We start from the raw sequence: 23,694 nt of genomic DNA, 5'->3' as shown, positions 1-23,694 counted from the left end.
CGCGGAGACCGACATGAAGATCGCCTTTCAGATGGACCCGATCGGGTCCGTGAACATCAATGCCGACAGCAGCTTCCGGCTCGCCGAGGAAGCGCAGGCCCGGGGGCATCAGCTGTTCTACTACGGGCCCGATGATCTCGCCTACGAGGAGGGCCGGATCACCGCGCGCGGCCATTGGATGACGGTGCAGCGCGTGGCGGAGCAGCCGGCGGTGCTGGGCCCGCGCGAGGTGGTCGACCTCGCCGACATCGACGTGGTCTGGCTGCGGCAGGATCCGCCCTTCGACATGCATTACATCACCACGACCCATCTGCTCGACCGGGTCGCACCGGGCACGCTGGTGGTGAACAACCCGTTCTGGGTGCGCAATTCCCCCGAGAAACTGCTCGTCCTCAACTTTCCCGAGCTGACGCCGCCCACCACCATCGCGCGCGACCTCGAGACGATCCGGGCGTTCAAGGCCAGGCATGGCGACGTCATCCTCAAGCCGCTCTACGGCAATGGCGGCGCCGGCGTGTTCCGGCTCGACCAGAACGACCGCAACCTCAGCTCGCTGCACGAGCTCTTCACCGGCTTCTCGCGCGAGCCGCTGATCGTGCAGAAGTACCTGCCGGCGGTGAGCAAGGGCGACAAGCGGGTGATCCTCGTCGACGGCGAGCCGGTGGGCGCGATCAACCGCGTGCCGGCGGCGGGCGAGGTGCGCTCGAACATGCACGTGGGCGGCCGGCCGGAGAAGGTCGCGCTGACCGAGCGCGACCGCGAGATCTGCGCCACCATCGGCCCGGTGCTGAAGGAGAAGGGCCAGGTCTTCGTCGGCATCGACGTGATCGGCGACTGGCTCACCGAGATCAACGTGACCTCGCCGACCGGCATCCAGGAGCTGGAGCGCTTCGACGGCATCAACGTCGCCGAGAAGATCTGGCAGGCGATCGAGGCCAAGCTGGCCTGAGGCCGGCCCGGGGCGGGGGCGGCGCGGGATGAGCTGGCAGCTCGCGGCGCTCAACCTCGGATTGCGGCTTGTCGCCAGGCCGCGCATTGCCCGCACGCGGGGACCGGAGGCGGCGGCGCGCGACCTCGCGCGCCACGCGCCGCTGCTGCTGCGCCAGCCACCCTTCCTTCTGCACCTGCGGCGCCCGGGCGGGTTGCACTGGATCAGCGCCGGGCCCTGCCTGCCGCGGCGGGTGATCCTCTACCTGCACGGTGGCGGCTACGTCTCGGGCAGCCCGCGCAGCCATCAGGGGGTGATGGGCCGGCTGTCCTGCCTTTCCGGGGTCGAGGTCTGCGCGCCCGAGTACCCGCTGGCGCAGGAGGCGCCCTTCCCGGCGGCGCTCGACGCCGCGGCTGCCGCCTGGGAGCGGCTGCGCGGGCTGGGATACGCGCCCGCGCAGGTGGTCCTCGCCGGCGATTCGGCGGGGGGCGGGCTTGCGCTGTCGCTGCTCTCCGGGCTCTGCGCGCGCGGCCAGGCGCCGGCGGGGGCCGTGGTCTTCTCGCCGTGGACCGACCTTGCGATGACCGGCGAGAGCCTGCGGCGCAACGCCCGCGCCGATCCCTTCCTGCCGGTCGGGCGGATCGAGGAACTGGTGGCGATCGTGGCGGGCGAGACGGCGCGCACCGACCCGCGGCTCTCGCCGCTCTACGCCGAGTTCCCGGGCTGCCCGCCGGTGCGCCTGTGCTGGTCCGAGACCGAGATCCTCGCCGATGACGGGGCGCGCATGGCGGCGCGGCTGCGCGCGCAGGGGGCGCGCGTCGAGGTCGAGACCCATCCGTCGGCGCCGCATGCCTGGCCGGTCTTCGACGGCTGGATCCCCGAGGCGCGCGCCACGCTTCGCCGCGCGGCGGGCTTCGTTCAGGCGGTGCTGCGCGAGACCAGCCGGTAGCTCAGCGCCTCGGCCACCTGCGGCCGCCGCAGCGTCTCTTCCCCGGCGAGATCGGCCAGCGTGCGCGCCACCCGCAGCACCCGGTGATAGCCGCGCATCGACAGGCCGAAACGGTCGGCGGCGCGCAGCAGCAGGGCGCGGCCCTCGGCGTCGGGTGTGGCGATCTCGTCGAGCAACCGCCCGTCCACGTCGGCATTGGTGCGGATCCGCGGGTGCGCCGCGTAGCGCGCGGCCTGGCGGGCGCGGGCCACGGCAACCCGCGCCGCGACGACGGCACTGTCCTCGCCAGAGGGCGGCAGCGACATCTCCTCGAGCGTCACCGGCGGCACCTCGAGCCGCAGGTCGAACCGGTCCATGAGCGGGCCGGAGATGCGCCCGAGGTAGTCCTCGGCGCAGACCGGCGCGCGCGAGCAGGCGCGGGCGGGATCGCCGGCCTGCCCGCACTTGCAGGGGTTGGCGGCGGCGACCAGCAGGAAACGGCAGGGGTAGGTCACGTGGGCATTGGCGCGGCTGACGGTGATCTCGCCGGTCTCGAGCGGCTGGCGCAGGCTGTCGAGCACGTTGCGCGGGAATTCCGGAAGCTCGTCCATGAAGAGCACGCCATTGTGCGCGAGGCTGATCTGCCCCGGGCGCGCGCCGCGCCCGCCGCCGGTGAGCGCGGCCATCGAGGCGGTGTGGTGCGGCTGCTGGAACGGCCGGGCCATCGACAGCCGGCCCTCGGCAAGCTCGCCGGCGAGCGAGCGGATCATCGCGGTCTCGAGCGCCTCTGCCGCGCCGAGCGGCGGCATGAGCCCGGGCAGACGGCGGGCGAGCATCGACTTGCCGGTGCCGGGCGGGCCGGTGAAGAGCAGGTGATGCCGCCCGGCGGCGGCGATCTCGAGCCCGCGCTTGGCGCGCTCCTGCCCGGTGACGTCGCGCAGGTCCGGCCCCGCGGGCGCGGTCTCGGCCGGGCCGGGGCGCGAGGGTTCGATCGGGCCGGCGCCGGTGAAATGGCGGATCGCCTCGGTCAGGTCGCGCGCGGCGAGCACGCGGCAGGCCTCGACCCAGGCGGCCTCTGGGCCGCAGGCGGCGGGGCAGAGCAGGCTGCGCGCCTCGGTGGCGGCCGAGACCGCGGCGGGGAGCGCGCCGGGCACCGCGACCAGCGCCCCGTCCAGCGTCAGCTCGCCGAGCGCCACGGTGCCCGCCACCTCGTCCGCCGGGATCACCTCGAGCGCGGCGAGCAGGCCGAGCGCGATGGGCAGGTCGAAATGCGAGCCCTCCTTCGGCAGGTCGGCAGGCGAGAGGTTCACCGTGATGCGTTTCGACGGCAGGGCGATGGCCAGCGCCTGCAGCGCCGCGCGGATGCGTTCGCGCGCCTCCGAGACCGCCTTGTCGGGCAGGCCGACCACGGCGAAGCCGGGCACGCCGGGCGTCACGGCGCATTGCACCTCGACGATGCGCGCCTCGACCCCGTCGAAGGCGACGGTATAGGCGCAGGCCCCCATCTTGGCGCGATCCCCGTCCTTGCCCCTGTCCGCCGCCAGAATGGCCCGGGAGATATTGAGGATCGGTTAACCGCGGCGCGGCACGGGAAACGCGGTCCGGGCACCGATCCGCCTGCGCCGGAGAGCCTTGCGGCGGGGCCCGGTTGGATTTTTTTGCCGCCGGGCTAGATCGTCCTGAACGCAGGAGGGGGTCCGGCTCCCGGTCCCGACATGCCGAAGATAGAGGTTTGCATTCAGGTGCTTGCCTGTTCCCGCGCGGCATGGTGCTGCGCCGGGGATGGTGTGAGCTGGCCCGGAATGGCTCTCTTCGGCCCCAGGCCGCGGTCCATTTCGGGCCGCGGATCTCCGCTCGTGCATTTTTCTCGGAAACCAAATCGCGTGATGCGTCGTTACTATACCAAAGAGTAACGAGGTCGGCGCGGCCGGCCCAGCCAACGGGGGCCTTGCATGGCTTTGGATTCGACTTTCAACGATCAGACCCTCTCGCGCCGCGCCATGAAAGCGGAGCTGCTCGACGCCGAAACGGAGCTGCGGCTGGCCTACGCATGGCGCGATCGGCGTGACGAACAGGCGCTGCACCGGCTGATCAACGCCTACATGCGGCTGGCGATCTCGATGGCGGCCAAGTTCAAGCGCTACGGAGCGCCGATGAACGATCTCGTGCAGGAAGCCGGGCTGGGCCTGATGAAGGCCGCCGACAAGTTCGACCCGGACCGCGGCGTGCGCTTCTCGACCTACGCGGTGTGGTGGATCAAGGCCTCGATCCAGGACTACGTGATGCGCAACTGGTCGATGGTGCGCACCGGCTCGACCTCGGCGCAGAAATCCCTCTTCTTCAACATGCGGCGGGTGCAGGCCCGGCTCGAGCGCGAGGCCTCGGGCCGCGGCGAGATGCTGGAGCGCAGCACCCTGCGCGAGATGATCGCCACCGAGATCGGCGTGCCGCTGCATGATGTCGAGATGATGGAGGGCCGGCTCTCGGGTTCGGACTATTCGCTCAACGCGACGCAGAGCTCGGACGAGGACGGGCGCGAGTGGATCGACACGCTGGAGGACGAGGGCGAGCAGAGCTCGAGCCTCGTCGAGGGCAAGCTCGACAATGCCCAGCTGCGCGAATGGCTGGTCACCGCGATGACCGCGCTCAATGATCGCGAAAGGTTCATCGTCCGCGAACGCAAGCTGCGCGACGAGACGCGCACGCTGGAAAGCCTCGGTCAGGAACTGGGCCTGTCCAAGGAGCGGGTGCGCCAACTCGAGGCCGCCGCCTTCGCCAAGATGCGCAAGTCGCTTGAAGCCCAGTCGAGCGAGGTGCAAAACTTCCTCGCATGATGCGAGCCCTTGCCCTGACCCTTCTCCTGGCTGCCCCCGCGCTGGCGCAGCCGTCTCCCGTTGCGCCGCAGGATGGCATGTCCGCCCTCATGGGGGCGAATGTGGTGTTCCTCGGCGAGATCCATGACAACCCCGCCCACCACGCGCGGCAGGCCGAGCTGGTGGCGCAGATCAAGCCCGTCGCGCTGGTCTTCGAGATGCTGACCGCCGAGCAGGCCGCTCAGGTGACGCCCGCGCTGATGACCGACGCGGCGGCGCTGGAGGCGGCGCTTGGCTGGGACGGCAGCGGCTGGCCGGATTTCTCGATGTATTACCCGATCTTCGCGGCGGCGCCCGAGGCGAAGGTCTTCGGCGCGGAACTCCCGCGCAAGGAGGCGCGGGCGCTTGGCGAGGGTGATCTCGCCCGGGTCTTCGGCCCGAGCGCCGGCTTCTACGGGCTCGACGAGCCGCTCGATCCCGATCAGGAGGCGGCGCGGCAGGAGCTGCAGATGGCGGCGCATTGCAATGCCCTGCCGCTCGAGATGCTTCCCACCATGGTCAATATCCAGCGCCTGCGCGACGCGCGACTGGCCGAGACCGCGCTCGAGGCCTATGCCGAGCTGGGCGGGCCGGTGGTGGTGATCACCGGCAACGGCCACGCCCGCAAGGACTGGGGCGCGCCGGCGCTGCTCACGCGCGCGGCGGGCGAGGTCTCGGTGGCGGCGCTGGGGCAGGGCGAGACCGGGCAGGGCGCGCCCGACGGGGCCTTCGACCTCGTCGAGGAAAGCGCCCCGGCCGAGCGCGCGGATCCCTGCGCCGATTTCCAGATGCCGCAGAGCAACTGAGGCCCCGCAGCCGCATTGCCCGAGCAGCGTTGAGTTTTCCGCGTCCGGCCTCTAACACTTGGTGCCGAAACACGGGGCACGCGGCCCCGGGCGGTGAGGGGCGCAGCACATGCTTTCCGGCAAGCGGATACTTCTGATCATCGGCGGCGGCATCGCGGCCTACAAGTCGCTCGAGCTGATCCGCCGCCTGCGCGAGCGCGGCGCCGCGGTGACCCCGGTGATGACCCGCGCGGCGGAGGAATTCGTCACGCCGCTGTCCGTCTCTGCGCTGGCCGGCGAGGAGGTGCACCGCGACCTCTTCGACCTGACCAAGGAGGCCGAGATGGGCCACATCCAGCTCAGCCGCGTGGCCGACCTGGTGGTGGTCTCGCCGGCGACGGCGGATCTCATGGCGAAGATGGCGCAGGGGCTGGCGGGGGATCTGGCCTCGACGCTGCTTCTGGCCACCGACACGCCGGTGCTGGTCGCCCCCGCGATGAACGTGCGCATGTGGCAGCACCCGGCGACGCAGCGGAACCTGAAGCTCCTGCAGGGCGACGGCGTGCGCATGGTCGGGCCCAACGATGGCGACATGGCCTGCGGCGAGTTCGGGCCGGGGCGGCTGGCGGAGCCGATGGAGATCCTCGCCGCGATCGAGGCCGTTCTGGCGGACGGGCCGCTCAGGGGGCGCCGGGTGCTGGTCACCTCGGGCCCGACGCACGAGCCCATCGACCCGGTGCGCTACATCGCCAACCGCTCCTCGGGCGCGCAGGGCACGGCCATCGCCGAGGCGCTGCGCGATCTCGGGGCCGAGGTTGTCTTCGTCACCGGCCCGGCCGATGCGCCGCGCCCGACGGGGGTCGAGGTGATCGAGGTCGAGACCGCACGCGAGATGCGCGCCGCGGTGCTGGGGGCGCTGCCGGTCGAGGCGGCGGTCTTCGCCGCGGCGGTGGCGGACTGGCGCATGGCGTCCGAGAATGGCTCGAAGATCAAGAAGCAGGCGGGCAAGCTGCCGGTGCTGGAGTTCGCCGAGAACCCCGACATCCTCGCCGAGGTCTCGCGGATGGGCGAGGGGCGGCCCGGCCTCGTGGTGGGCTTTGCCGCCGAGACCGACGACGTGATGGCGAATGCCACCGCCAAGCGCGCGCGCAAGGGCTGCGACTGGATCGTGGCGAATGACGTCTCGCCTTCGACGGGGATCATGGGCGGGACCGAGAACGCGGTGGTGCTGATCTCGGACGCGGGGGCCGAGGCATGGCCGCGCATGGGCAAGCGCGCCGTGGCCGCCAGGCTGGCGGAGCGGATCGCCGGGGCGCTCGGCGCCTGATCCGCGCGCGGCGCCTCTGGCCCGCACCGGAGGTGAGTATTTTTGGAAAGATGAAAGGGGCGGGGCCGCGCATGGCCGCCGCGCCGCGACAAGGAAAGGACGAGCCGTGGTTTCTGTGGCGATGATGTGGGACGAGGGTGCGGACCGGGAGCTGGGGCTGCCGCATTACGCGAGCGCCGGGGCGGCCGGGGCGGACCTCCGGGCGAACTTCCCCGACCGCGGTTCGGTCGTGCTGACACCCGGCGCGCGGGCGCTGATCCCGACCGGGCTGCGCATGGCGATCCCCGAGGGCTACGAGGTGCAGATCCGGCCGCGCTCGGGGCTGGCGCTGAAGCACGGCATCACCCTGCCCAACACGCCGGGGACCATCGACAGCGACTACCGCGGCCCGCTCGGGGTGATCGTGATGAACGCCGGGCAGGAGAGCTTCACCGTCGCCCATGGCGAGCGCATCGCGCAGATGATCGTGGCGCCGGTGGTGCAGAGCGCCTTCGAGCTGGTCGAGACCCTGCCCGAGACCGTGCGCGGCGAGGGCGGTTTCGGCTCGACGGGCAGGCGCTGATGCTGCTGGTCCTGGGTCTCGGCGCGGCGATCTGGGGGCTCGGGCACCTGCTCGGGGCCTCGAGGCAGGCGCGGCTCTACCTGCTGGGGCTGCTCTACGTGATCGTGCTGATGATCCAGGTGGCCCTGCCCGAGGGGCACGGGCTGCGCGCGCTCACCGGCGGCAGCCCGGCGCTCTGGCTGATCCTCGGCGGCTTCGTGGCGCTGGCGCTGGCCTATGCCTTCGTGCTGCGCCGGGTGAGGGCGCGGGCGCAGGCGGGCGAGGCGGCGCGCGCCGCGGAGCTGCCCGCGAAGCCGGGCCGCATGTCGGACAGCGAGCTCGAACGCTACGCCCGCCACATCGTCCTGCGCGAGCTGGGCGGGCCGGGGCAGAAGAAGCTGCGCGAGGCGAAGGTGCTGGTGGTCGGCGCGGGCGGGCTCGGCGCGCCGGCGCTGCAATATCTCGCGGCGGCGGGGGTGGGCACCATCGGGGTGATCGACGACGACGTGGTCGAGAACGCCAACCTGCAGCGGCAGGTGATCCACACCGACGCGCGCATCGGCATGCCCAAGGTCTTCTCGGCGCAGGCGGCGATGGAGGCGCAGAACCCCCACGTGACGGTGAAGCCCTATCACCGCCGCATGGAGCCGGAGATCGCCGAGGCGCTCATCGCCGAGTATGACGTGATCCTCGACGGAACCGACGACACGGACACCCGCTACCTCGTCAACCGCGTCGCCGTCGAGCAGGGCAAGCCGCTGGTCTCGGGCGCGCTGTCGCAATGGGAGGGGCAGGTCTCGGTCTTCGACCCCGCCCGCGGCGCGCCCTGCTACCAGTGCGTCTTCCCGGTGGCCGCGGCGCCGGGGCTGGCGCCTTCCTGCGCGCAGGCCGGGGTGCTGGGGCCGCTGCCCGGGGTGGTCGGGGCGATGATGGCGGTCGAGGCGATCAAGGTCATTGCCGGGGCGGGCCAGCCGCTGCGCGGCGAGATGCTGATCTACGACGCGCTCTGGGGCGAGACCCGCAAGATCACCCTCAAGCGCCGCGCCGACTGCCCGACCTGCGGCAGCGGCGCCTGACCCGACGGCGGGAGTTCCGGCGCGATCTTGCCAAGTGGGGGCCGCTCGCCATACTGGCGCCACAACAAGATACCGGAGAGGTTTTCCCGATGTTCAAGACGCTTGCCGCCCCGGCGGTCGCCACCGCGCTGCTCGCCGCCACCCCGCTTCTGGCGCAGGACCTGCCCGATCTTGCGGGGCGCGAGGTGGTGGTGGTCACCGAGAATGCCTATCCGCCGCTGCAATTCGTCGACCCCAAGACCGGCGAGGCGATCGGCTGGGAATATGACGCCATGGCGGAGATCGCCAAGCGGCTGAACATGACCGTCTCCTACGAGAACATCTCGTGGGACGCGATGATCCCGGCGGTGAGCGAGGGCCAGTTCGACCTCGGCATGACCGGCATCACCATCCGCGAGGACCGCGCCGAGATGGTCGATTTCTCCGAGCCCTACATGCGCTCGGAAATGGTCATGCTGGTGCGCGGTGACGAGGAGCGTTTCACCGACGCCGCGTCCTTCGCCGCCAACGAGGACCTGCTGATGGGCGCGCAGCCCGGCACGACCCCGTTCTATGTCGGCGTCTACGACGTGCTCGACGGCAATGAGCAGACCCCGCGCATCACCCTCTTCGAGACCTTCGGCGCCAGCGTGCAGGCGCTGCGCACCGGTGATGTCGACCTCGTGCTGACCGACGGCACCGCGGGCGAGGGCTACGTCGCCTCCTCGGAGGGCGCGCTCAAGATCGTCGGCGAGAAGCTGGGCTCGGAGGATTTCGGCTTCATCTTCCCCAAGGGCTCGGACCTCGTGGCCCCGGTCAATGCGGCGATCGAGGCGCTGAAGGCCGACGGCACGCTCGACGCGCTGAACAAGAAGTGGTTCCTCGACTACAAGATGGGCGAATGAACCCGCTGAAACGCAGCGGCCGGATCGCATGAAGCCCGCGACCAAGAAGGACTTCCCCTGGTGGCTCGTTGCCACCGGGGTTCTGGGCCTGCTGGCCTATGGCGCGGTGCTGAGCGACGCGGTGCAGGCGCAGGTGCTGGGCACGCTGCTGGCGGGCGTGAAGGTCACCGTCTTCGTCACGCTCGTGGGCTTCGTGCTGGCCTCGCTCATCGGCATGGGCGTGGCGCTCATGTCGCTCTCGCGGAGCCTCGTGCTGCGCCAGATCGCGCGCTTCTACACCGAGATCCTGCGCGGCATCCCGATCCTCGTGCTGCTGCTCTACGTCGCCTTCGTGCTCGCCCCGGGGCTGGTGGCGGGCTGGAACTGGCTCGCCGCGCAGCTCGGCATCGAGCCGGTGCGGGTGCGGGACTTCTCGCTCCTGTGGCGGGCGATCCTCGCGCTGACCATCGGCTACTCGGCCTTCATCGCCGAGGTGTTCCGGGCGGGCCTGCTCTCGGTGGACACCGGGCAGATCGAGGCGGCGGAGGCGCTCGGCCTCAGCCGCTACCAGGTGTTCCGGCTGATCGTGCTGCCGCAGGCGATCCGCACCATCCTGCCGCCGCTCGGCAACGACTTCGTCGCCATGGTCAAGGACAGCTCGCTGGTCTCGGTGCTGGGGGTGCTCGACGTGACGCAGCTCGGCAAGGTCACCGCGGCGGGCAACTTCCGCTATTTCGAGACCTACAACGTGGTGGCGCTCATCTACCTCACGATGACCATCACCCTCTCGCTGCTGCTGCGGCGGCTCGAGACACGGCTGCGCGACCGCCCCTGAGCGCGGCGCGGCTTTCATCTTTCCCCAAATACTCCCGCCGGAGGCGTCCGTCGTCGGCCATTGAAGGCGGCGCCGGGGCGGCTTAGCTTGCCTGCAAAAGGAGATCATCCATGACCAACCCGCTGCTCGCCGACTGGGACACGCCCTTCGGCCTCGCCCCCTTCGACCGCATTTCCGACGGTGACTTCGCCCCCGCCTTCGACGAGGCGCTGGCGGCGCATCTCGCGGAGATCGAGGCGATTGCCGAGAGCGCCGAGGCGCCCGGCTTCGGCAACACGATCGAGGCGATGGAGGGCGCGGGCGAGGCGCTCGACAAGGTGCTCTCGGTGTTCTTCTCGGTCGCGGGCGCGGACAGCAACGAGGCGCGGCAGGCGCTTCAGCGGGAGTTCTCGCCGAAGCTCGCGGCGCACAGCTCGGCGATCTATTCCAACGAGAAGCTCTTCGGCCGGGTGCGGGATCTCTGGGCGCGGCGGGATGAACTGGGCCTTTCGGAGGAAGAGGCGAGGGTGCTCATGCTGACCCATCGCGGCTTCGTCCGGGCCGGCGCGGCGCTGACCGGCGAGGAGGCCGAGCGCATGAAGGAGGTGAAGTCGCGCCTTGCCGTGCTTGGCACGCAGTTCACCCAGAACCTGCTGAAGGACGAGGCCGACTGGTTCATGCCGCTTTCCGAGGAGGACCTCGAGGGGCTGCCGGGCTTCGTCGTCGACGCCGCGCGCTCGTCCGGCGAGGCGCTGGGGCAGGCAGGGCCGGTGGTCACCCTCTCGCGCTCGCTGATCGTGCCCTTCCTGCAGTTCTCGCCCCGGCGCGACCTGCGCGAGAAAGCCTGGCGCGCCTGGACCGCGCGCGGCGAGAACGGCGGCGAGACCGACAACCGCGGCATCGCCGCCGAAACCCTGCGCCTGCGCGAAGAGCGGGCGGCGCTGCTCGGCTACCCGGATTTCGCCAGCTACAAGCTCGAGACCGAGATGGCGGGCAGCCCCGAGCGGGTGCGCGAGCTCTTGATGCAGGTCTGGGAACCGGCCCGCGCCGCCGCCATGGCCGACCAGGCGCAGATGGAGGAGATGCTGCGCAAGGACGGGATCAATGACGATTTCCGCGCCTGGGACTGGCGCTACTACGCCGAGAAGCGGCGCAAGGCGCAACACGATCTCGATGAGGCCGAGCTGAAGCCCTACCTGCAGCTCGAGCGGATGATCGAGGCGGCCTTCACCTGCTCCACCCGGCTTTTCGGGCTGGAATTCCGCGAGCTGGATGCGCCGCTCTACCACCCCGATTGCCGGGCCTGGGAGGTGACGCGCGGCGGCAAGCACGTGGCGGTCTTCATCGGCGACTATTTCGCCCGCGCCTCGAAACGCTCGGGCGCCTGGTGCTCGGCGATGCAGAGCCAGGCCAGGCGGCCGGTGGAGAAGGCGCCGATCGTCATCAACGTCTGCAACTTCGCAAAACCGCCCAAGGGCAAGCCGGCGCTGCTCTCCTACGACGACGCGCGCACGCTCTTCCACGAGTTCGGCCATGCGCTGCACCAGATGCTCTCGGATGTCGAGTTCGGCTCGGTCTCGGGCACCTCGGTGGCGCGCGATTTCGTGGAACTGCCGAGCCAGCTCTACGAGCACTGGCTGGAGGTGCCCGAGGTTCTGGCCGAGTTCGCCACCCATGCCGAGACCGGCGCGGCGATGCCCAAGGACTTGCTCGACAAGGTGCTTGCGGCGGCGACCTTCGACATGGGCTTCCAGACGGTGGAATACGTGGCCTCGGCGCTCGTCGACCTCGAGTTCCACAGCGGCGTGACCTGCGACGATCCGATGGCGAAACAGGCCGAGGTGCTGGCCGAGATCGGCATGCCCTCGGCGATCACCATGCGCCACGCCACGCCGCATTTCGCCCATGTCTTCGCGGGCGACGGCTATTCCTCGGGCTATTACAGCTACATGTGGTCCGAGGTGATGGACGCCGACGCCTTCGCCGCCTTCGAGGAGGCGGGCGGGGCCTTCGATCCGGCCACCGCGTCGAGGCTCGAGGAGTTCATCCTGTCGAAGGGCGGCTCGGTCGAGGCCGAAGAGCTCTACACCGCCTTCCGCGGCCGGATGCCGGGCGTCGAGGCGCTGCTCAAGGGGCGCGGTCTGGCCGCCTGAGCGGCGCTCAGAACGCCTCGCGGGTGAGGGTGAAGCCTGCTTCCGCGAGCAGGTTCAGCACCCCTCCGGTGCCGCTCAGGTGGGCGGCGCCGAAGGCCGCGACGACGGGGGCCTCGGTTTCGGCCGAGGCCTGCAGCAGCACCGGGATCCAGGCGCGGTTGCGCGCGTCCAGAAGCTGCGCCTCGGTCTCTTCCATCATCGCATCCACCTCTTCGGGCGCCTCGGGCAGGGCGCGGCGCGCGATCAGGCGCGAGATCACCCAGGTGTCGGCATGGGCCTCGTCGAAATAGGCGTCGAAGAGCGTGGCGAACTGGTCCTCGGCGGTCTGCGTGTCGAGCACGCCGGTGCGCAGCATCTCGAGCTGGTCCTCGATCGGCTCGGAGTTGAACAGGCGGAAGACCGTGTCGAAGGGCTCGAGCGCGCGGGTGCGCACGCCCGCGGCGTCGGCCACGTCCTGCAGCTTCATGTCGAGCCCGGCCTTGCCCTTCAGCTGGGACATCGCGCAGGGCGGGGTGGCCAGCATCATCGACAGGTACCAGGGCTGGAACTTCGCGGCCATGAAGGCGGGGATGCCGCGGTCCGTCGCCGCGGTGGCAAGCGCCTGCCAGGCCTCCTCGGGCAGCATTTCGGGCAGGGTGGGCCCGGTGAGGGTGAGCATGGTCGGATCCTGCGAGATGGCGGTCTGCAGGTCCGCTTCCTCGGCACGGGTCATCTCCAGCAGCAGCATCCCGGCGTGCTCGACCAGCGGCGTGAGCCGCGCGACCGGCGCGTCGAGCCGCGGATCGCCGACGTGCATGGTGCCGACGAGGTGGATGGTCTTGCCGTCCTTCTCGGCGCGCCAGTGGTTGCCGGTGGCGTAGGGCACCCCGGCCAGCATCGCCTTCCGCGCGGCCTGTTCGTCACCGGTGAGCGTCAGGCGCAGGTCGCTGCCGGTGCAGGCCGCGTGCAGGGACGCGGGCAGAAGCAGGAGAAGCGACATGAGGAACGAGCGGAACATGCGGGATTCCTGTTTGGACCGGATATTCGGTGCAGGCTAGGGCAGGTGCTTGCCAGCGGCAAGCGGCGGGGCGATGGTGGCGGTCATGTTGCGGGAAAGTGAACTCTACGCGCCGGTAAAGGCGCTTCTGCAGGCGCAGGGCTACGAGGTGAAGGGCGAGGTGGGCGCGGCCGACCTCGTGGCGGTGCGCGGGCAGGAAGAACCGGTCATCGTCGAGCTGAAGCTGAAGATCTCGCTGGCGCTGTTCCACCAGGCTCTGGCGCGGCTCCGGGTGTCGGAGCTCGTCTACATCGCCGTGCCGAGGCCGGGCGGGCGCACCGCGCGGCGGGCGCTGAAGGACAACCTCGCGCTCTGCCGGCGGCTGGGGCTGGGCTTCATCACGGTGAAGGACGGCCGGGCCGAGGTGATGTGCGACCCCGGCCCCTACGCGCCCCGCAAGAGCAAGGCAAAGCAGGCCCGGCTCCTGCGCGAGTTCCGGCGGATCACCGGCGATCCCAACGAGGGCGGGGCGACCCGGCACGGCATCGTCACCGGCTACCGGCAGGACGCGCTGCGCTGCGCCGCCTATCTCGTCAGCGCGGGCGAGAGCCGGGGCAGGGACGTGGCCACGGCGACCGGGGTGAAGGTGGCGACGCGGCTGATGGCCGACAACCACTACGGCTGGTTCGCGCGCGTGCGGGTTGGGGTCTACGCGCTGACCGACCCGGGGCGCGAGGCGCTGGTGCACTGGGCCGGAAGCTGGGAGGAGGAGGCCGCGGAGTGACCGGTCCCTGCGGCGCTCAGCCCTCGCTCGGGCAGGCGTCGAGCGTCCGGTCCGCCGCCGCGCGCCGCGCGCGCAGTGCCGTCACCCGCTCACGGTAGACCGTGTAGAGCCCCGACAGGATGATGATGCCGCAGCCGACGAAGGTCCAGGCGTCCGGCAGGTCGGCGAAGACGAGGAAGCCGTAGAGCGTGCTCCAGAGGATCATCGTGTACTGCACCGGCGCCATGACCACGGCCTGCCCCACGTCGAGCCCGCGGATGATCAGGAACTCTCCGAGCCCGGCCGACGCCGCGAGGCCGAGGCAGAGCGCGAAGACGCCGAGGTCGGCGGGGGTCTGCCAGACGAAGAGCAGCGGCACCGAGCACAGCAGGAACGAGGTCAGCGAGGTGTAGGTGACGGTGGTGGCGATGCTGTCGGCGCCGCTGAGGTAGCGCGAGAGCAGCTGCCGCGTGGCAAAGCAAAGCGCCGCGACGAAGGCAAAGCCGATGGCCGGGTGGAACACCCCCATGCCCGGGCGGATCACCACCAGCATGCCGAGGAAGCCGGCGACCACCGCGGCCCAGCGGCGCGGGCCCACGGGCTCCTTCAGCAGCAGCGCGCCGAAGAGGGTGACGAGGAAGGGCGCGGTGAAGGTCACCGCCGTGGCGTCGGCGAGCCCCACGTAGCGCAGCGACATCACGAAGCAGCCCGCCGAGGCCAGCGCGATGACCCCGCGCGCCATCTGCAGCACCGGGTGCGGCGTGCGCAGGACGTGGGTGCCGCGCAGCGCGAGCAGCACCAGCACCCCGAGGAACAGCCCCGACTGGCGGAACCAGACCACCTGGATCAGCGGCAGGTGCGCGGTCAGCAGCTTGGCGAGCATGTCGGTGATGCCGAAGCCGAAGAAGCCTAGCGCCATGAAGAGGAAGCCGCGGGTGTTGTCATGCGCGGGCGTCTGCCGCGCGGAGTCGGCGGAGAGCGGCGCGTAGGGAATGGCCATGGGAAGTTCCGAATCTGTGATCTCAGTCACGTCAGCACATTCGGCGGAGAGATGCCATGCTTCACGCGGCAAGGCTTGTATCCGCGGCCCGCTCTGCACATCTGACGGGCACGGGTCCGCCGACCTTCTCCGGGTGTCATGAAATTTTATCGGACGGGAGTGTTGACTCAAATCGTGGGCCTGCCTAGCTATGCAGCCGTTAGCACTCCACAAGGGTGAGTGCTAACGGCCCTCGACCCCGGCTGCGTCCGGGCTTCGGCGGGGGCCTACAGGGACAACCTTTGAGCTATGGAGACTCGAAGATGGCATTCAAACCGCTTCACGACCGCGTGCTGGTTCGCCGCGTTGAGAGCGACGCTAAGACCAAGGGCGGTCTGATCATCCCCGACAGCGCGAAAGAGAAGCCCGCCGAGGGCCTGATCGTCGCCTGCGGCGAAGGCGCCCGCAAGGACTCCGGCGAGCTGATCGCAATGGCTGTGAAGGCCGGCGACCGCGTTCTGTTCGGCAAATGGTCGGGCACCGAAGTTACGATCGACGGCGAAGAGCTGCTGATCATGAAGGAATCGGACATCCTCGGCATCACCGAGGCGGCCTGATCTCTTGATCGCCCTGGGGCCCCGCGCCCCGCTACGCCAGACATTCAATCCAATTTCAGGAGTACTTGCAGATGGCTGCCAAGGACGTGAAATTCAACAGCGACGCCCGTGCACGCATGCTCAAGGGCGTGAACATCCTCGCTGACGCCGTGAAGGTGACCCTCGGCCCGAAAGGCCGCAACGTCGTGCTCGACAAGTCGTTCGGCGCACCGCGCATCACCAAGGACGGCGTTTCGGTCGCCAAGGAAATCGAACTGGAAGACAAGTTCGAGAACATGGGCGCGCAGATGGTGAAGGAAGTCGCTTCCCGCACCAACGACGAGGCCGGTGACGGCACCACCACCGCGACCGTTCTCGCCCAGGCGATCGTGAAAGAGGGCATGAAGGCCGTTGCGGCCGGCATGAACCCGATGGACCTGAAGCGCGGCATCGACATGGCAACCGCCAAGGTCGTCGAAGCGATCAAGGCAGCGGCTCGCCCGGTCAACGACTCGAACGAAGTCGCCCAGGTCGGCACCATCTCGGCCAACGGCGAAGCCGAAATCGGCCGCCAGATCGCTGACGCGATGCAGAAGGTCGGCAACGAGGGTGTCATCACCGTCGAAGAGAACAAGGGCCTCGAGACCGAGACCACCGTCGTCGAAGGCATGCAGTTCGACCGCGGCTACCTGTCGCCCTACTTCGTGACCAACGCCGACAAGATGATCGCAGAGCTCGACGACTGCCTCATCCTGCTGCACGAGAAGAAACTCTCGTCGCTGCAGCCGCTGGTCCCGCTGCTCGAGCAGGTCATCCAGTCGCAGAAGCCGCTGCTGATCGTTGCTGAAGACGTCGAAGGCGAAGCGCTGGCGACCCTCGTGGTCAACAAGCTGCGCGGCGGCCTGAAGATCGCAGCCGTCAAGGCACCGGGCTTCGGCGATCGCCGCAAGGCCATGCTGCAGGACATCGCGATCCTGACCGGCGGCCAGGTGATCTCGGAAGACCTCGGCATGAAGCTCGAGAATGTCACCATGGACATGCTCGGCACCGCCAAGACGATCAACATCTCCAAGGACGAGACCACCATCGTCGACGGTCACGGCAACAAGGCCGAGATCGAGGCGCGCGTGGCCCAGATCCGCACGCAGATCGAGGAAACCACCTCGGACTACGACCGCGAGAAGCTGCAGGAGCGTGTTGCCAAGCTGGCGGGCGGCGTGGCCGTCATCCGCGTCGGCGGCATGACCGAGGTTGAAGTGAAAGAGCGCAAGGACCGTGTGGACGACGCTCTGAACGCAACCCGCGCAGCCGTGCAGGAAGGCATCGTCGTCGGCGGCGGCACCGCACTGGTGCAGGGCGCCAAGACCCTCGACGGTCTGACCGGTGCGAACTCCGACCAGAACGCCGGTATCGCCATCGTGCGCAAGGCTCTGGAAGCTCCGCTGCGCCAGATCGCCGAGAACGCCGGCGTGGACGGCTCGGTCGTCGCAGGCAAGGTGCGTGAATCGAACGACGTGAAGTTCGGCTACAACGCGCAGACCGACGAATATGGCGACATGTTCAAGTTCGGCGTGATCGACCCCGCGAAGGTCGTGCGTACCGCACTGGAAGACGCAGCTTCGGTTGCCGGCCTGCTGATCACCACCGAAGCGATGGTGGCCGACAAGCCGCAGAAAGACTCCGGCGCCGGCATGCCCGACATGGGCGGCATGGGCGGCATGGGCGGCATGATGTAATCTGCCGGTCCATATGGACGTCTGCCTTCGGGCAGCAGGCGGGGGGCTTCGGCCCCCCGCCTTGCATTTGGGGGCAGGGGAAACCCGCCCGCCGGGGCAGCGGCCGGCACCTCTCCGCCTTAGCCGTTTTCCTTCGCCGCCGCGCGCGCTAGGCTCCGGTCCGACAACCGCGCAAGGGAGAGACGCGATGAAACTGCTGCAGGCCGGGCCGTCGCCCTTCGTCCGCAAGGTGCTCGTCACGCTGCACGAGACCGGCCAGATCGGCGAGGTCGAGCAGGTGCAGGTGGCCGCCTCGCCGATCGTGCCCGATCCGGCGCTGGTCGCCGCCAACCCGGTGGGCAAGATCCCGGCGCTGGTGCGCCCCGACGGGCCGACGCTCTACGACAGCCGGGTGATCTGCCGCTTCCTCGACGCGCGGGCCGGGGGCGGGCTCTACCCCGAGGCGCGGATCTGGGACACGCTGGTGCTCGAGGCGACCGCCGACGGGATCATGGATGCCGCCGTGCTCATCGTCTACGAGGAGCGTTTCCGCGCCCGCGAGATGGTCTCGATGGAGTGGATCGAGGGGCAGTGGGGCAAGGTCGCGCGGGCGCTCGACGCGCTCGAGACGCGCTGGATGAGCCATCTTGCCGGGCGCATGGACATGGGCCACATCGCCGTGGCCTGCGCGCTCTCCTACCTCGATTTCCGCCATGACGCGCGCAAGTGGCGCATCGGCCGCCCGGCGCTGGCCGCCTGGTACGACGCCTTTGCCAAGCGCGACTCGATGGTGGCCACGGACCCCACGTCCTGAGGGCCATCGCCCGGCCCCGGACCCAAAACGCTTGCACGCGGGGCTGCTTCGGCTTAGCTGCCTGCACCCCACGAGTTCCAAGCCCGGAAGGACTTTTCCATGCGGATGCGCGACACATTCATCAAGCCGATGCACCCCGAGGGGCGCAAGTTCGTCGGCATCTTCGCCGCGATCACCGTGGTGCTGTTCCTGATCTGCGACCCGCTCGGCTGGATCGGTGTCGGCCTGACCATCTGGTGCTACTACTTCTTCCGCGACCCCGAGCGCGTGGTGCCGCAGCGCCCCGGCCTGCTGGTCTCGCCCGCCGACGGCGTCGTCTCGCTGATCGAGCCCGCGGTGCCGCCGGCCGAGCTTGGCATGCCGGGCGTGCCGATGACCCGCGTGTCGGTCTTCATGTCGGTGTTCAACTGCCACGTGAACCGCACCCCGGTCACCGGCGAGATCGTCTCGGTCGCCTATCGCCCGGGCAAGTTCTTCAACGCCTCGCTCGACAAGGCCTCGGTGGACAACGAGCGCAACGCGCTGCGCATCCGCCTCGAGGACGGGCGCGAGATCGCCGTCGTGCAGATCGCGGGGCTTGTCGCGCGCCGCATCATGTGGTGGGTGAAGGAAGGTGACCGGCTGAACCGCGGCGACCGCTTCGGTCTCATCCGCTTCGGCTCGCGTCTCGACGTCTACCTGCCCGAAGGGGTGGAGCCGCTTGTCGCCATCGGCCAGACCATGGTCGCCGGCGAGAGCATCATTGCCGACCTTGGGAGCCCCCTGAATGAGTGACCAGCAGCCGATCGAGGACCCGAAGGCCCGCGCCGCCGAGAAGGTGACGCTCATCCAGCTTCTGCCCAACGTGCTGACCGTGGTGGCGATCTGCGCGGGGCTGACGGCGATCCGGTTCGGCCTGCAGGGCTCCTACGAGCTGGCGGTGCAGCTGATCCTGCTCGCGGCGGTGCTCGACGGGCTCGATGGCCGCCTCGCGCGGGCGCTGAAATCCGAAAGCGGCATGGGCGCCGAGCTCGACAGCCTTGCCGACTTCCTCAACTTCGGCGTGGCGCCGGGGCTGCTGCTCTACAACTGGGCGCTCGAGGACAGCCGCAACTTCGGCTGGATCGCGGTGCTGGTCTTCGCGGTCTGCGCGGTGGTCCGGCTTGCCCGGTTCAACGTCATGCGCAAGTCCGAGGACAAGGAGCATGACAACGCCTACTTCACCGGCGTGCCCTCGCCGGCGGGGGCGCTGCTGGCGATGATGCCGATGTACCTCAGCTTCGGGCTCGGGGCCGGGCCGCTCTTCCCCGACCTCGTGCTGGCCGCCTGGCTGGTGCTCGCGGGTCTGGCGATGATCAGCCGGATTCCCACCTGGTCGTTCAAGACCACCCGCATCTCGCGGCAGAACGTGAAATACGTGCTGGTCGGCGTCGCCTTCGTCGGCGCGGCGGTGCTGACCTATGCCTGGATCAGCCTCGCGCTGGTCTGCGTCGCCTACGTGGCGGCGGTTATCGTGATGCTTCCGAAGAAACGGCGGCACGGACCGTCCAGCTGAGACAGGAGGCCGCCATGGCCGCAGAAGAGGAATGGGTCTACGACGAGGCGAGCGGCGAGTGGAAGCCGGCCTCCGAGGTGGCGGCGACGAGCGCCGTCGAGGTCCGGGACGCGGCGGGCAACCTGCTCGCCGACGGGGACTCGGTGGTGCTCACCAAGGATCTGAAGGTCAAGGGCGCCGGCCAGACGCTGAAGCAGGGCACGGTGATCCGCTCGATCCGGCTGACCGACAACCCCGAGGAGATCGACTGCCGGCACGACACGATCAAGGGCCTCGTGCTGCGCACCGAGTTCGTCAAGAAGCGCTGAGCGCAGACCGCTGGCCTGCAAATGAAAAGCGCTCCCCGAGGGGAGCGCTTCGTCGTTCCGGGGCCGGGCTCCGGTCAGAACTTCATCGACACACCGACGTTCAGCGCGTTGGTCTTGATGTCGGTCTCGAGCGTGCCGCCCTCGTCGAGGTCCGCCTCGTTCCACGAGTAGGTGAACTGGTACTCGCCGTAGACAGACCACTTGTCGTTGATCGGGTAGCTCACGCCGGCGAGAAGGCGCATGGCCGGGCCGGTGTACTGGTATTCGAACGTGTCGTCCGTGCCGCCGGTGGTGGCCACCTCGACGTGCGGCACCGCGATGCCGAGACCTGCGCCCGCGAAGGGCGTCAGCTTGCCCCACTGCTCGGGCCAGCGGCGCATGGCGTTGACGGTGAGGATGTTGATGCCGTCGGTGAATTCCAGCGTCTCGAAGCCCGCGTCGTCGCGGTCGTCCTCGTTGGCGTAGACCTTGGCATGGGTGAATTCGAGCGCCACGCCGAAGGTGTCGCTGCGCCACCAGGTGCCGCGCAGGCCCCAGTAGGGCGGCATCTCGAAGGACTTGCCTTCCCAGCCGATCAGCTCGTCGAAACTGTCGCCGCTGCCGGGGTACTTGCCGGTGATGCGGCTGTGCGGCGCGGTCTGCCAGCCGGTGTAGACCGATGCTTCGAAATCCTGCGCGGAGGCAGCGCCGGCAAGGCCGGTCGAGAGCAGGATCGTGGGCAGAATCAGGGCTCTCATGGCCTTGGCTCCTCTAGGTGAAACTCTTGGGGCGAATTAGGGCTCAACTGCCTAATATCTTCGGTCCGTGCCGCGTTTCAACCGCGACACATCGGCACTCCCGTCAATGTCTCTGTTATGTTTGCTTTACTGACGTAGGGTGGGCCGATAATACAACGATCGGAAATGCTGCGTTCTTGCGCGGCCTTATCTGCGTGTCGGCCGGCCGCGAACCCGGCAAATGAGGAATGGAGAAGACCCCGTGTCACAAGCAGAAGATCACGAAGGCACCAGAAGAGATTTTCTCTTCTACGCCACCGGCGGTGCCGGCGTAGTCGCCACTGGCGCGGCCGTCTGGCCGCTGGTCAACCAGATGAACCCGTCGGCCGACGTCCGGGCCCTGAGCACCATCCGAGTTGACGTGTCCGGAGTGGAGACCGGCACCCAGCTCACGGTGAAGTGGCTCGGCAAGCCGGTGTTCATCCGTCGTCGGACCGAAGCGGAAATCGAGGAGGCCCGCTCGGTCACGATGGATCAGCTCGTCGATACGCAGGCCCGGAACGAGAACGTGCCCGCGGGCTCGGACGCCATCGACCAGAACCGGAGCCTCGACGAGGCCGGTGAATGGCTGGTGATGATGGGCGTCTGTACGCATCTGGGCTGCGTGCCTCTGGGCAATGCCGGTGATTTCACTGCGGGCGGCGTGGGTGGCTGGTTCTGCCCCTGCCACGGGTCGCACTACGATACCGCCGGCCGCATCCGCAAGGGTCCGGCGCCGCAGAACCTTCACGTTCCCGTGGCTTCGTTCGTCGAAGACACCACGATCCTGCTGGGCTAAGGGGAGGCGTCCATGGCTGGTATTCCGCACGACCATTACGAACCGAAGACGGGCATCGAGACCTGGGTGCACAAGCGCCTGCCGATCGTCGGCCTTCTGTATGACACCATCATGATCCCCACGCCCAAGAACCTGAACTGGATGTGGATCTGGGGCATCGTCCTGACCTTCTGCCTTGCGCTGCAGATCATCACCGGCATCGTGCTGGTCATGCACTACACGCCGCATGTCGACATGGCCTTCGCCTCGGTCGAGCACATCATGCGCGACGTGAACGGCGGCTACATGCTGCGCTACCTGCACGCCAACGGCGCCTCGCTGTTCTTCGTGGCGGTCTACGCGCACATCTTCCGCGGCCTCTACTACGGCTCGTACAAGTCCCCGCGCGAGATCACCTGGATCATCGGCATGCTGATCTACCTCGCGATGATGGGCACCGCCTTCATGGGCTACGTCCTGCCCTGGGGTCAGATGTCCTTCTGGGGCGCGACGGTGATCACCGGCCTGTTCGGCGCGATCCCGTTCATCGGCGAGCACATCCAGACCTGGCTCCTCGGCGGGCCGGCCGTGGACAATGCCACGCTGAATCGCTTCTTCTCGCTGCACTACCTGCTGCCCTTCGTGATCGCGGCCCTCGTCGCCGTGCACATCTGGGCCTTCCACACCACGGGCAACAACAACCCGACCGGTGTCGAAGTGCGCCGCACCTCGAAGGCGGATGCCGAGAAGGACACCGTGCCGTTCTGGCCCTACTACGTGATCAAGGACCTCTTCGCCCTGGCGGTGATCCTTGCCGTGTTCTTCGCCATCGTCGGCTTCATGCCGAACTACCTCGGCCACCCCGACAACTACGTCGAGGCGAACCCGCTCGCGACCCCGGCGCACATCGTGCCCGAATGGTACTTCCTGCCGTTCTACGCGATCCTGCGCGCCTTCACCTCCGAAGTCTGGGTGGTGCAGATCGCGTCCTTCGTGACCGGCGGCATCGTCGACGCGAAGTTCTTCGGCGTGCTCGCCATGTTCGGCGCGATCATCGCCATGGCGCTGGCGCCCTGGCTCGACACCTCGTCGGTGCGCTCGGGCAAGTACCGCCCGCAGTTCAAGTGGTGGTTCTGGCTGCTGGTGATCGACTTCATCGCGCTGATGTGGCTCGGCTCCATGCCGGCCGAAGAGCCCTACGCCAGCTTCTCGCTGATCGGTGCGGCCTACTGGTTCGGCTACTTCTTCGTGATCCTGCCGCTGCTCGGCGTGATCGAGAAGCCGCTGCCGATCCCCGCGACCATCGAGGACGACTTCGAGGCGCATTACGGCAAGTCCTCGGACGATGGCGCGACCGCGTCGCACCCGGCCGAGTAAGAGAAAGGACACAAGAGTCATGTTCAAGAAACTTGCCCTTTCCGCCGTCGCGGCCCTGGGTCTTGCCTCCGGCAGCGCCTTCGCTGCCGGCGAGGGTGGCCACGTGGAGGACTTCGCGTTCTCCTTCGAGGGCCCCTTCGGTGCCTATGACCAGGCGCAGCTCCAGCGCGGTCTGCAGATCTTCACCGAGGTCTGCGCGGCCTGCCACGGCCTGAAGTTCGTACCGCTGCGCACCCTCGGCGACCCGGGTGGCCCCGGCATCCCCGCGGACCAGGTGCGCGCCTACGCGGCGCAACACTTCGAGGTCTATGACGAAGAGCTCGAAGACACCCGTCCGGCGATCGAGACCGACCACTTCCCGGCGGTCACCTCCGCCGGCGCGCCGGACCTGTCGCTGATGGCCAAGGCCCGTGCGGGCTTCCACGGCCCCTACGGCACCGGCCTGTCGCAGCTCTTCAACGGCATGGGCGGCGCCGAGTACATCGCCTCGGTCCTCACCGGCTACACCGGCGAGACCAAGGTCGAGGCCGGCACCACCTTCTACGAGAACCATGCCTTCTCGACCGGCTGGATCGCCATGCCGCCGCCGCTCTCGGGCGAGGACGTCGAGTTCGCCGACGGTCACTCGAACGAGCTGCACCACGAGGCGCAGGACGTGGCGGCCTTCCTGATGTGGACCGCCGAGCCGAAGATGATGGCGCGCAAGGAGGCCGGCTTCATTGGCGTGCTGTTCCTGACGCTGCTGTCGGTGCTGCTGTACCTGACCAACAAGCGCATCTGGCGCCCGATCAAGCACAAGCCGGAGTGATCTTCGGCTGACGCGAAAAGAAGA

The 23,694-nt window shown here is 69.0% G+C and carries 24 protein-coding genes; 20 read left to right on the top strand and 4 right to left on the bottom strand.

Features of this window, described 5'->3' with window-relative positions; genetic code table 11:
- Window positions 1–13: 13 nt before the first annotated feature.
- Both gshB and PVT71_RS03620 read left to right on the top strand, forming a co-directional pair.
- A complete protein-coding gene (gshB, locus tag PVT71_RS03625) occupies window positions 14–949 on the top strand; it encodes a glutathione synthase (protein WP_353473133.1) in 936 nt (311 codons plus the stop codon).
- A gap of 28 nt (window positions 950–977) precedes the next feature.
- Complete coding sequence (locus PVT71_RS03620; protein WP_353473132.1) at window positions 978–1,877, top strand: alpha/beta hydrolase; 900 nt, start codon at window positions 978–980, stop codon at window positions 1,875–1,877.
- Here the strand turns inward: PVT71_RS03620 and PVT71_RS03615 are convergent.
- A complete protein-coding gene (locus PVT71_RS03615) occupies window positions 1,847–3,361 on the bottom strand; it encodes a YifB family Mg chelatase-like AAA ATPase (RefSeq protein WP_353473131.1) in 1,515 nt (504 codons plus the stop codon). The genes PVT71_RS03620 and PVT71_RS03615 overlap by 31 nt on opposite strands.
- A gap of 447 nt (window positions 3,362–3,808) precedes the next feature.
- Here PVT71_RS03615 and PVT71_RS03610 point away from each other — a divergent pair, with 447 nt between their 5' ends.
- From PVT71_RS03610 to PVT71_RS03575, 8 genes are all read left to right on the top strand, one after another.
- A complete protein-coding gene (locus tag PVT71_RS03610; protein ID WP_353473130.1) occupies window positions 3,809–4,690 on the top strand; it encodes an RNA polymerase factor sigma-32 in 882 nt (293 codons plus the stop codon).
- Window positions 4,691–4,767: 77 nt separating this feature from the next.
- The gene (locus tag PVT71_RS03605; RefSeq protein WP_353473129.1) at window positions 4,768–5,514 is read left to right on the top strand and encodes a ChaN family lipoprotein; all 747 of its coding nucleotides are present in this window, start codon (window positions 4,768–4,770) and stop codon (window positions 5,512–5,514) included.
- A 109-nt stretch (window positions 5,515–5,623) separates the two neighbouring features.
- Entirely contained in the window at window positions 5,624–6,820 is a 1,197-nt protein-coding gene (gene coaBC, locus PVT71_RS03600) for a bifunctional phosphopantothenoylcysteine decarboxylase/phosphopantothenate--cysteine ligase CoaBC (protein ID WP_353473128.1), read from the top strand.
- A 106-nt stretch (window positions 6,821–6,926) separates the two neighbouring features.
- Window positions 6,927–7,382: a dUTP diphosphatase gene (dut, locus tag PVT71_RS03595; RefSeq protein WP_353473127.1), complete on the top strand. Its 456-nt coding sequence runs from the start codon at window positions 6,927–6,929 to the stop codon at window positions 7,380–7,382.
- Entirely contained in the window at window positions 7,382–8,437 is a 1,056-nt protein-coding gene (gene moeB / locus PVT71_RS03590; protein WP_353473126.1) for a molybdopterin-synthase adenylyltransferase MoeB, read from the top strand. Before dut ends, moeB begins: the two co-directional genes overlap by 1 nt.
- An 89-nt stretch (window positions 8,438–8,526) precedes the next feature.
- The gene (locus PVT71_RS03585) at window positions 8,527–9,321 is read left to right on the top strand and encodes a transporter substrate-binding domain-containing protein (RefSeq protein WP_353473125.1); all 795 of its coding nucleotides are present in this window, start codon (window positions 8,527–8,529) and stop codon (window positions 9,319–9,321) included.
- A gap of 28 nt (window positions 9,322–9,349) precedes the next feature.
- Window positions 9,350–10,135 carry an amino acid ABC transporter permease gene (locus PVT71_RS03580; RefSeq protein ID WP_353473123.1) on the top strand — a complete coding sequence of 262 codons (786 nt, stop codon included), beginning with the start codon at window positions 9,350–9,352 and terminating at the stop codon, window positions 10,133–10,135.
- A 110-nt stretch (window positions 10,136–10,245) separates the two neighbouring features.
- Complete coding sequence (locus PVT71_RS03575; protein WP_353473122.1) at window positions 10,246–12,267, top strand: M3 family metallopeptidase; 2,022 nt, start codon at window positions 10,246–10,248, stop codon at window positions 12,265–12,267.
- A gap of 7 nt (window positions 12,268–12,274) precedes the next feature.
- Here PVT71_RS03575 and PVT71_RS03570 read toward each other — a convergent pair whose 3' ends face one another.
- Window positions 12,275–13,264: a TraB/GumN family protein gene (locus tag PVT71_RS03570; protein WP_353473121.1), complete on the bottom strand. Its 990-nt coding sequence runs from the start codon at window positions 13,262–13,264 to the stop codon at window positions 12,275–12,277.
- 85 nt (window positions 13,265–13,349) lie between these two features.
- On the opposite strand from PVT71_RS03570, the gene PVT71_RS03565 reads away from it, so the two are divergent.
- The gene (locus tag PVT71_RS03565; RefSeq protein WP_353473120.1) at window positions 13,350–14,027 is read left to right on the top strand and encodes a DUF2161 family putative PD-(D/E)XK-type phosphodiesterase; all 678 of its coding nucleotides are present in this window, start codon (window positions 13,350–13,352) and stop codon (window positions 14,025–14,027) included.
- Window positions 14,028–14,043: 16 nt separating this feature from the next.
- On the opposite strand, the gene PVT71_RS03560 is transcribed toward PVT71_RS03565, so the two are convergent.
- Window positions 14,044–15,006 carry a DMT family transporter gene (locus PVT71_RS03560; protein ID WP_353473119.1) on the bottom strand — a complete coding sequence of 321 codons (963 nt, stop codon included), beginning with the start codon at window positions 15,004–15,006 and terminating at the stop codon, window positions 14,044–14,046.
- A gap of 302 nt (window positions 15,007–15,308) precedes the next feature.
- On the opposite strand from PVT71_RS03560, the gene PVT71_RS03555 reads away from it, so the two are divergent.
- From PVT71_RS03555 to PVT71_RS03530, 6 genes are all read left to right on the top strand, one after another.
- Entirely contained in the window at window positions 15,309–15,602 is a 294-nt protein-coding gene (locus PVT71_RS03555; protein WP_353473118.1) for a co-chaperone GroES, read from the top strand.
- A 71-nt stretch (window positions 15,603–15,673) separates the two neighbouring features.
- Window positions 15,674–17,317 carry a chaperonin GroEL gene (gene groL, locus PVT71_RS03550; RefSeq protein WP_353473117.1) on the top strand — a complete coding sequence of 548 codons (1,644 nt, stop codon included), beginning with the start codon at window positions 15,674–15,676 and terminating at the stop codon, window positions 17,315–17,317.
- Window positions 17,318–17,504: 187 nt separating this feature from the next.
- Window positions 17,505–18,110 (top strand): glutathione S-transferase, encoded by a 606-nt coding sequence (locus PVT71_RS03545; RefSeq protein ID WP_353473116.1) that lies wholly within the window; start codon window positions 17,505–17,507, stop codon window positions 18,108–18,110.
- Between the two features lie 99 nt (window positions 18,111–18,209).
- Window positions 18,210–18,884 (top strand): phosphatidylserine decarboxylase, encoded by a 675-nt coding sequence (locus PVT71_RS03540; RefSeq protein WP_353473115.1) that lies wholly within the window; start codon window positions 18,210–18,212, stop codon window positions 18,882–18,884.
- Entirely contained in the window at window positions 18,877–19,644 is a 768-nt protein-coding gene (gene pssA / locus PVT71_RS03535; protein ID WP_353473114.1) for a CDP-diacylglycerol--serine O-phosphatidyltransferase, read from the top strand. Before PVT71_RS03540 ends, pssA begins: the two co-directional genes overlap by 8 nt.
- A gap of 14 nt (window positions 19,645–19,658) precedes the next feature.
- Window positions 19,659–19,952, top strand: coding sequence for an alkylphosphonate utilization protein (locus tag PVT71_RS03530; protein ID WP_353473113.1), 294 nt, complete (start codon window positions 19,659–19,661; stop codon window positions 19,950–19,952).
- Between the two features lie 74 nt (window positions 19,953–20,026).
- On the opposite strand, the gene PVT71_RS03525 is transcribed toward PVT71_RS03530, so the two are convergent.
- Complete coding sequence (locus PVT71_RS03525) at window positions 20,027–20,689, bottom strand: outer membrane beta-barrel protein (RefSeq protein WP_353473112.1); 663 nt, start codon at window positions 20,687–20,689, stop codon at window positions 20,027–20,029.
- Between the two features lie 241 nt (window positions 20,690–20,930).
- Here PVT71_RS03525 and petA point away from each other — a divergent pair, with 241 nt between their 5' ends.
- From petA to PVT71_RS03510, 3 genes are read left to right on the top strand one after another with little or no spacing between them, the layout of a single operon-like run.
- Complete coding sequence (gene petA, locus PVT71_RS03520) at window positions 20,931–21,506, top strand: ubiquinol-cytochrome c reductase iron-sulfur subunit (protein ID WP_353473111.1); 576 nt, start codon at window positions 20,931–20,933, stop codon at window positions 21,504–21,506.
- Window positions 21,507–21,518: 12 nt separating this feature from the next.
- The gene (gene petB, locus PVT71_RS03515) at window positions 21,519–22,862 is read left to right on the top strand and encodes a cytochrome b (protein WP_353473110.1); all 1,344 of its coding nucleotides are present in this window, start codon (window positions 21,519–21,521) and stop codon (window positions 22,860–22,862) included.
- A 19-nt stretch (window positions 22,863–22,881) separates the two neighbouring features.
- Window positions 22,882–23,670, top strand: a complete 789-nt coding sequence (locus tag PVT71_RS03510) for a cytochrome c1 (RefSeq protein WP_353473109.1) — start codon at window positions 22,882–22,884, stop codon at window positions 23,668–23,670.
- Window positions 23,671–23,694: the final 24 nt, after the last annotated feature.

Origin of the sequence: Salipiger sp. H15, from assembly GCF_040409955.1 — a bacterium.
Classification (GTDB): Bacteria; Pseudomonadota; Alphaproteobacteria; order Rhodobacterales; family Rhodobacteraceae; genus Salipiger.
Note: the sequence above shows the minus strand (reverse complement) of the source record. Positions and strands in the feature narration are given on the sequence as shown.